General features: G+C 59.5%; 10 protein-coding genes. 8 read left to right on the top strand and 2 right to left on the bottom strand.

Features of this window, described 5'->3' with window-relative positions; translation table 11 throughout:
- Window positions 1-19 precede the first annotated feature (19 nt).
- A protein-coding gene (locus tag SIN08_RS05600; protein ID WP_322450512.1) for an IS5 family transposase occupies window positions 20-774 on the bottom strand; the annotation gives its coding sequence in 2 pieces (ribosomal slippage) (window positions 20-441 and window positions 441-774; 756 coding nt in all).
- 467 nt (window positions 775-1241) lie between these two features.
- Between SIN08_RS05600 and SIN08_RS05595 the strand changes: the two genes are divergently transcribed.
- From SIN08_RS05595 to SIN08_RS05575, 5 genes are all read left to right on the top strand, one after another.
- The gene (locus tag SIN08_RS05595) at window positions 1242-1871 is read left to right on the top strand and encodes a glutathione S-transferase family protein (RefSeq protein WP_322450599.1); all 630 of its coding nucleotides are present in this window, start codon (window positions 1242-1244) and stop codon (window positions 1869-1871) included.
- A gap of 169 nt (window positions 1872-2040) precedes the next feature.
- A complete protein-coding gene (locus SIN08_RS05590; protein WP_322450598.1) occupies window positions 2041-2778 on the top strand; it encodes a LuxR family transcriptional regulator in 738 nt (245 codons plus the stop codon).
- A 92-nt stretch (window positions 2779-2870) separates the two neighbouring features.
- Window positions 2871-3503, top strand: coding sequence for an acyl-homoserine-lactone synthase (locus SIN08_RS05585; RefSeq protein WP_322450597.1), 633 nt, complete (start codon window positions 2871-2873; stop codon window positions 3501-3503).
- Window positions 3504-3547: 44 nt separating this feature from the next.
- The gene (locus tag SIN08_RS05580) at window positions 3548-3799 is read left to right on the top strand and encodes a transcriptional regulator domain-containing protein (RefSeq protein WP_322450596.1); all 252 of its coding nucleotides are present in this window, start codon (window positions 3548-3550) and stop codon (window positions 3797-3799) included.
- 94 nt (window positions 3800-3893) lie between these two features.
- Window positions 3894-4343 carry a DNA -binding domain-containing protein gene (locus tag SIN08_RS05575; RefSeq protein WP_322450595.1) on the top strand — a complete coding sequence of 150 codons (450 nt, stop codon included), beginning with the start codon at window positions 3894-3896 and terminating at the stop codon, window positions 4341-4343.
- Window positions 4344-4379: 36 nt separating this feature from the next.
- Here the strand turns inward: SIN08_RS05575 and SIN08_RS05570 are convergent, their stop codons facing one another.
- Window positions 4380-4646 (bottom strand): DNA -binding domain-containing protein, encoded by a 267-nt coding sequence (locus SIN08_RS05570; protein ID WP_322450594.1) that lies wholly within the window; start codon window positions 4644-4646, stop codon window positions 4380-4382.
- Between the two features lie 135 nt (window positions 4647-4781).
- On the opposite strand from SIN08_RS05570, the gene SIN08_RS05565 reads away from it, so the two are divergent.
- From SIN08_RS05565 to SIN08_RS05555, 3 genes are all read left to right on the top strand, one after another.
- Complete coding sequence (locus SIN08_RS05565) at window positions 4782-5009, top strand: helix-turn-helix transcriptional regulator (protein WP_322450593.1); 228 nt, start codon at window positions 4782-4784, stop codon at window positions 5007-5009.
- A 434-nt stretch (window positions 5010-5443) separates the two neighbouring features.
- Window positions 5444-5992, top strand: a complete 549-nt coding sequence (locus SIN08_RS05560; RefSeq protein ID WP_322450592.1) for an antirestriction protein ArdA — start codon at window positions 5444-5446, stop codon at window positions 5990-5992.
- A 10-nt stretch (window positions 5993-6002) separates the two neighbouring features.
- Window positions 6003-6272, top strand: coding sequence for a hypothetical protein (locus tag SIN08_RS05555; protein ID WP_322450591.1), 270 nt, complete (start codon window positions 6003-6005; stop codon window positions 6270-6272).
- Window positions 6273-6275 lie beyond the last annotated feature (3 nt).

The raw sequence follows: 6275 nt of genomic DNA, 5'->3' as shown, positions 1-6275 counted from the left end.
TAGGCTCAGGACTCATTGATCAAAGCCAGAAGATGATCGTTGCGGCGATGCAGATTGCCGAAAAGAAGGTGTGGGCGCATCGGTCGTAGCGCGTGGCGATGCGCCGCCAGTCCTTGCGCTTGCCGAACATGTTCTCAATTCTGTGGCGCTGGCGGTAGAGCGCCTTGTCGTAGTCGAGCGGCTGCTTGCGGCTCTTGGTCGGCGGAATGCAGGGCTCGATGCCCCTGTCGGCGAGGGTTTGGCGAAACCAGTTGCTGTCGTAGCCCTTGTCGCCAATGAGGCTGGCAGCGGGCGGCAAGACGTCGACCATGAGCCTGGCGCCCTTGTGATCACTCATCTGGCCTTCGCTCAGAAGCAGGATAAGCGGACGGCCTTGTGCATCACAAATGGCATGCAGCTTGGAGTTCAGCCCGCCTTTTGTGCGCCCGATACGACGGGGAACATCCCCTTTTTAAGCAGGCTCGCCGCCGTGCGGTGGGCCTTCAGATGGGTGGCGTCGATCATGATGCGCTCAGGTTGTGGCCCTTGGCCGGCCAGCGCTGCGAAGATCCTGTCGAACACGCCGAGCCGGCTCCAGCGGATGAAGCGGTTGTAGAGCGTCTTGTGTGGGCCATACGCCTTGGGCGCATCCTTCCACTGCAGGCCGTTCTTGATCACGTAGACAATGCCGCTCACCACACGCCGGTCGACCACCCGCGGAACGCCATGCGACAACGGGAAGTACGGCGATATCCGCGCCATCTGCCGTTCGCTCAGCAAAAACAAATCACTCATCAGGGCCTCCTTATCAGAGACCGTGAATCACATCTCACATCAAATTAATAGGTCCTGAGCCTAGCCCTCGCACAGATATCCCTCGGCGGAGACGGGTGCCAACTCTGACGCCTGAACTCTTGGCATGAACTCGGCTCGGCGGTCAGTGCTCTGGCTGCGCCGGTGTGAACATCGACATTGATGATAAGCGTACCAACCATGGTATTGTGCCTCATAGCGGATGCACCAACCCGGCTGCCTGAAGCAGTATATCCTCCAGAGTCTGAGTTGGCGACGGGCTTGTCCGCCGATCTCTGTCCATATGGGCACGTTCGCTTTGCGAACTTGCCATATTCCCGGCCATCAGGAGCAGGCGCTCCTGGGGTTATCAATTTGGATGCCCCGTTTTATTATTACAGGCCGCACAAAATTCATGAGCACTCAGTCCGCTGAACCTTTAGTTTCCCGACCAGAGGGAGGAGAGTGCCTTGATCCACCTTTACACTTGGACGACTCCGAATAGCCAGAAAGCCAACATCGCAGTCGAGGAGATGGGCGTCACTTATAAAGTGGTGCCTGTCGATATCGGGCAAGGCGAGCAATTTGCCTCTGACTTTCTGAAGATCAGCCCGAACAACAAGATCCCGGCTATCGTTGATGACAGGCAGGGGGTGACGCTCATGGAGTCCGGGGCGATCCTCTTTTATCTCGGCCAGCTTACCGGGCGACTTATCCCTTGCAGTCAACGCAATTACTGGTCCTGCATAGAGTGGCTTTTCTGGCATTCTGCCGGCCAGGGGCCAGTGTCCGGGCAGCTCGGATTTTTCCAGACGAATGCTGATATGGCGCCCTTTGCGCTGGACCGTTTTAGGAAAGAAGTTGCACGGCTCTACAGCGTTATGGACAAGCGTCTGGAAGAGGTAGAATTCTTGGCTGAGGAATTGAGTATTGCAGATATTTCCGCCTGGCCCTGGGTTTCTCGTTTCGGTCGCATCGGAATCGACCTTGCCGAATATCCCAATGTAAAGCGTTGGTATCTCGAAATTGCAAATCGGCCCGCGGTGCAACGGGGTTTCGAAATCCTTCAGCCAGCTGAAAAAATCCCACTTCCTGAATAACCAGCCGCCTCCGAGTCGTCCACGGCCGTTGAGGACGAATCAATGATTGAACACTCTATCCGGGACGTCCGGATTGATCTGGCCACGGCGAGCCATATGCCTTTTTTGCAAAGCATTCTCCACGGCTTTGAGCCGGGCGATTGGATTGGCCGGTAAGTCGCACCGGTCCATGATGAAGGATACACAAGGCATCTTCGGACCTTTCCTTGAGCGCTTGTGGGACAGCGTTGACGAGAAGGATTTCCGTGAAGTAATGGCTGGTGTGTCAGAAAGCCTCGGTATCCTCACATTTGCTTATCTTTCGTTGACGTCGCGTCCGTCGGGCAAACCCAAGTTGATATCGAACTATCCAAGTCGCTGGACCGCGCACTATTTGTACAACCAGTATCAGGAAATTGATCCCGTCATAATGCGTGCTCGGTGCGGCGGATGTCCGTTCCGATGGGGGCCGGATCGAAGTGGGGTTGAGAGATCACAGGTTCAGCAACGACTGTTCGATGAAGCAGCTGAGTTCGGCATCTGCTGTGGTTTGACTATCCCGATTGTGGATCGCCGGGGCTGCGTTGCAGCGATGACCTTTGCCGCTGACGAACTCAATCCAGCCTTCCTGCGTGTCACCGATCGCTATGAGCAGGCGCTTCAACTCATGGCTACGTGCTTTCACATCCATATCCGTCGCAAGCTCTCAGATAATCGAATTGTGGATGGTGTTCTGCTTACACCGCGTGAATACGAATGCCTGCAATGGGCGGCCCGCGGCAAGTCGGCACGCGATATCGGCTCCATACTGGATATCACGCAGCGCACGGCTACATTTCATCTCGACAACGCCAAGGCAAAGCTCGGCGTTCGCACCAGAGCGCAGGCCATCGCCCGCTTTTCCGCCAACGGACCGGTCCGTCGATGATTAGTTTGATTTGGTTCCTGTGAAACTCGACAGGATGCTTCGCGGGTCCGCTTCACATTCAATTTCAGGGTCATTCTTGCGAGGAGGCCCTGATGTTGCAGCTTATTGCGCCCGATCAATACGGCGACTTCGCCGACGAACTTAACGAAATGCATCGCCTGCGCTACCGCGTCTTCAAGGGGCGGCTCGATTGGGACGTTTGTACCAGCGGCGGGTTCGAGATCGACACCTTCGACTCATTGAAGCCTCACTATCTCCTGCTTCGTGGTGAGGAAGAGCGCGTCGATGGGTGCGTCCGTCTCCTACCCACGACCGGGCCCACAATGCTGCGCGACACATTCCCCGCCCTTCTGGACGGCCTGTCGGCGCCGCAGACGCCTCATGTCTGGGAGAGCAGCCGTTTTGCACTGGACCTGCCGCCATCCGCTCCAAAAAGGGCAGGGGGCATTGCGCGCGGCACCTACGAACTGTTTGCCGGCATGATCGAATTCGGGCTCTCGCGCGGCCTGCGCAAGATTGTGACCGTGACCGATCTGCGCATGGAGCGGATCCTGAACCGTGCAGGCTGGCCACTGGAACGCATCGCTGCACCGCGGACCATCGGCACCACGCGCGCCGTTGCCGGGTTTCTTCCCGTATCAGCTGAGAGCCTCAACGAGGTCCGCCGTATTAGCGGTCTTGCCAAACCCGTTCTGTGGGCACCCGTGTCCGCGCGCGGCAGCTGATGGTTGTCAGCAGCGTTTCTGTTCGTATGGGGAGGTGAACCGGCATGATGGCGACATGTTCCGATGCTGACCGGCCGGACTGGCGGAATGAGAAAGCATACGCCTACACCGCTCGCCTGACGCGGCGCGAATGGGCGTGGGAATTCCTCAGGCGCAATCCGGAGTTCAGGCGGCAGCTCGCCATCGCGGTCCGGCAGGCGACGTGCTCCAAAGGGCGCGCGGCGCTCCAGGCGATCAGGTCGACGGTGGATCTGTCACGCTGGGGTATTTTGTTTCGCCGATTCCGCAAGCTCTGATGCTTCTGTCTTCTGGTGCCCGCGGCAATGTCCGCGGGTACTACCGGTCATTGCCGATCGCCCGGCGGCGCCGCCATTCTTTGATCTGGCCGGTATGTCGTGCCACACAACGATCCTGACGACATCTGATGACCATCAGCACGTTTTGCTGCGTGCTGGCGGCCGGAATCTCCAGCTCTGTGCCACCGGCGCGGATATTACGGAACCTGTGCGGCTGCGCGTGGATGCGATCTGGCACGCCACATCGGCGAAACATCGTCTGATGGCGCTCGATTGCCTCAATGCGCTTCACGCCAAAGGCCGCTTTCCAGCCGGTCTCTTTCCGGCGGACGCACGCGGCAATCGCCTTCGTTTCGTGCTTCGGGCACTCGACGGCAGCCTTGACGGGGCGCCGCACCGCGACATCGCGATTGCGCTGTTGGGCTGGGAGCGCATCCAGGACGACTGGGCAGACCCGGGCAATCATCTTCGCGATCGCATCCGCCGCGCCGTTGTGCGCGGCCGTGCGCTGATGAAAGGCGGATATCGCGAATTCCTCCTGTAAAGGAGAACCAGTCCATGCCAGCGTCAGCGGCGCCTGTCAGCCGGCAAACAGTTCCTTGTATCCGGTCGTCACGATCCAGTTTGCCCGATCGAGGTGGCTTCGCACTGCTTTCCGGGCGCGCTCCGGTTCCTTCACCGGGTCGATGCCGAGGATGAGCTCGGCCATTTCCTCCTCGCTCGCCTCATCGGCAGAGGCGTCCAAGAGTCGCATATAGATCGTGAAGTGCTCGTTGTCGTAGACGGTCAGGCTGTCAGACCACGGCACTTCGTCCGAAAGTGACTGCTTTCCGCCAGCTACTTGCATGATCTCCCCAAACTTCGCATTCGCGTCCTCTTTGCCGGGTTCTTAAGGCAAGTCAATTTCACTTCAAGAATTCAAGGTCGCTTTGTCGAGAATACTCCGTGGTGAAATGCTCGACAAGAGGCTGGCCTCTCATGCATGGAGATTCGAGAGGTCTTTGCCCGCAATCTGCGCCGGCACCGCCAAAAAAGGGGACTGTCGCAGGAGGCGCTTGCGCATGAGGCGGGCGTCGACCGAACCTATATCAGTGCGCTTGAACGCAGCGTTTACGGTGCCAGCATAGATATGATCGATAAGTTGGCGAAGGTTCTCCAGATCGAACCTGCGACTTTGCTCGATCGCAGTGATGGCAAGTCTCGCAAGTAAGCCAAAGTCTGAAATCGGGCAGTTTCCGCATTGCCCAGCCAGCAGCAGCAGCGGGACTCATAGCAAGGGCGCCTGCGCGGCTCTCGCCGCGCACCGGGTGCTCGTGAACCGAGCCCGCTTTCTCCTCGCTTCGCTCGGTCGGTCTCGGCCATCCGGCTTCGCCCCCTGGCGCGGGCCCGAAGCTCACGTTTCGGGATAAGGTCGCCGGCTAAAGCCGGCGCGGTTTTCTTTTTTGCTTTCCCCCGAGGTGGGGGGCGGTCGGCCCTTATAGCCCCGAGCGGTCGCGCCGCAACCGCTTCGGCTTTTTGTCCGTCAAGCTCGTTCTTTTTCTCCTACCGAACCGGTTGCGCCGCGCCTCTGAAGCTCGGGGCTGCCGGGCCTCTTCGCCGCCCCCCACCTCGGGGGAAAGCGGCGGGGAGACGGAGAGAGCGGCCATGACCGAGCACACCCAACCAACCTTTAAGCAAGCGGCAAGCACGGGGTTACGCATCTATGTGGCCTGCCTTGCGGCCTACAACAACGGCTATTTGCACGGGCGCTGGATCGACGCCAATCAGGACCCGGAAGCCATACAGGCGGAGATTTCCGCGATGCTGCAAACCTCTCCCATCCCCGGCGCGGAGGAATGGGCGATCCACGACCATGAGGGTTTCGATGGCGTGGAGCTTCACGAATATTCCGGCATCGACCGCGTTGTGGCGCTGGCCGCGTTCATCGCCGAGCGCGGCGAGCTGGGTGCGAAGGTGCTGGAGCATTTCGGCGGTGACATCGATCAGGCCGAGGCTGCCTTTGATGAATATGCCGGGCGCTATCGCTCGCTTGCCGACTTCGTGCAGGAGATCACCGAAGAAACCACCGACATCCCGCCGACGCTGATCCACTACATCGACTACGCGGCGATGGCCCGCGACCTGGAACTTAACGGCGACGTGTTCACGGTCGAACTCGGCTTCGAGGACGTTCATGTCTTCTGGTCGCGGTGAGGGCAGGGCGATGACCGAGGCCACCCGCCCCACGGCGACCGAGATCACGCCCGAAGGCGAGCAGGTTCTCGTTCCCGGTGTCGCGCCGATCACGCTGCGCGACCGGATTGTCGCCCGGATGGCCGCGCCGATGACCCCGAAACGCAATCCCGATGCCGCGCAGAAGCCCTGCGATGTCGGCCTGTTCGATCAGGCCGCACGCGATCAGTGCGACCTCATCGATTTTCTTCGCGCCGCCGCACGCGACGCATCTACCCCCGACCACAAGCAGGAGGACTGACCC

The sequence above is a fragment of the Chelativorans sp. M5D2P16 genome, from assembly GCF_034427935.1.
In the GTDB taxonomy this organism is placed as follows: Bacteria; Pseudomonadota; Alphaproteobacteria; order Rhizobiales; family Rhizobiaceae; genus Chelativorans.
The sequence above is the reverse complement of the archived record's forward strand: the minus strand, read 5'-3'. Positions and strand labels throughout refer to the sequence as shown.

What these genes read in the sequence shown, in the direction of transcription:
- SIN08_RS05590 (WP_322450598.1), top strand. Translation starts at nt 2,041, where the DNA reads ATGATGAAGGATACACAAGGCATCTTCGGACCTTTCCTTGAGCGCTTG.
- SIN08_RS05585 (WP_322450597.1), top strand. Translation starts at nt 2,871, where the DNA reads ATGTTGCAGCTTATTGCGCCCGATCAATACGGCGACTTCGCCGACGAA.
- SIN08_RS05580 (WP_322450596.1), top strand. Translation starts at nt 3,548, where the DNA reads ATGATGGCGACATGTTCCGATGCTGACCGGCCGGACTGGCGGAATGAG.
- SIN08_RS05575 (WP_322450595.1), top strand. Translation starts at nt 3,894, where the DNA reads ATGTCGTGCCACACAACGATCCTGACGACATCTGATGACCATCAGCAC.
- SIN08_RS05570 (WP_322450594.1), bottom strand. Translation starts at nt 4,646, where the DNA reads ATGCAAGTAGCTGGCGGAAAGCAGTCACTTTCGGACGAAGTGCCGTGG.
- SIN08_RS05565 (WP_322450593.1), top strand. Translation starts at nt 4,782, where the DNA reads ATGGAGATTCGAGAGGTCTTTGCCCGCAATCTGCGCCGGCACCGCCAA.
- SIN08_RS05560 (WP_322450592.1), top strand. Translation starts at nt 5,444, where the DNA reads ATGACCGAGCACACCCAACCAACCTTTAAGCAAGCGGCAAGCACGGGG.
- SIN08_RS05555 (WP_322450591.1), top strand. Translation starts at nt 6,003, where the DNA reads ATGACCGAGGCCACCCGCCCCACGGCGACCGAGATCACGCCCGAAGGC.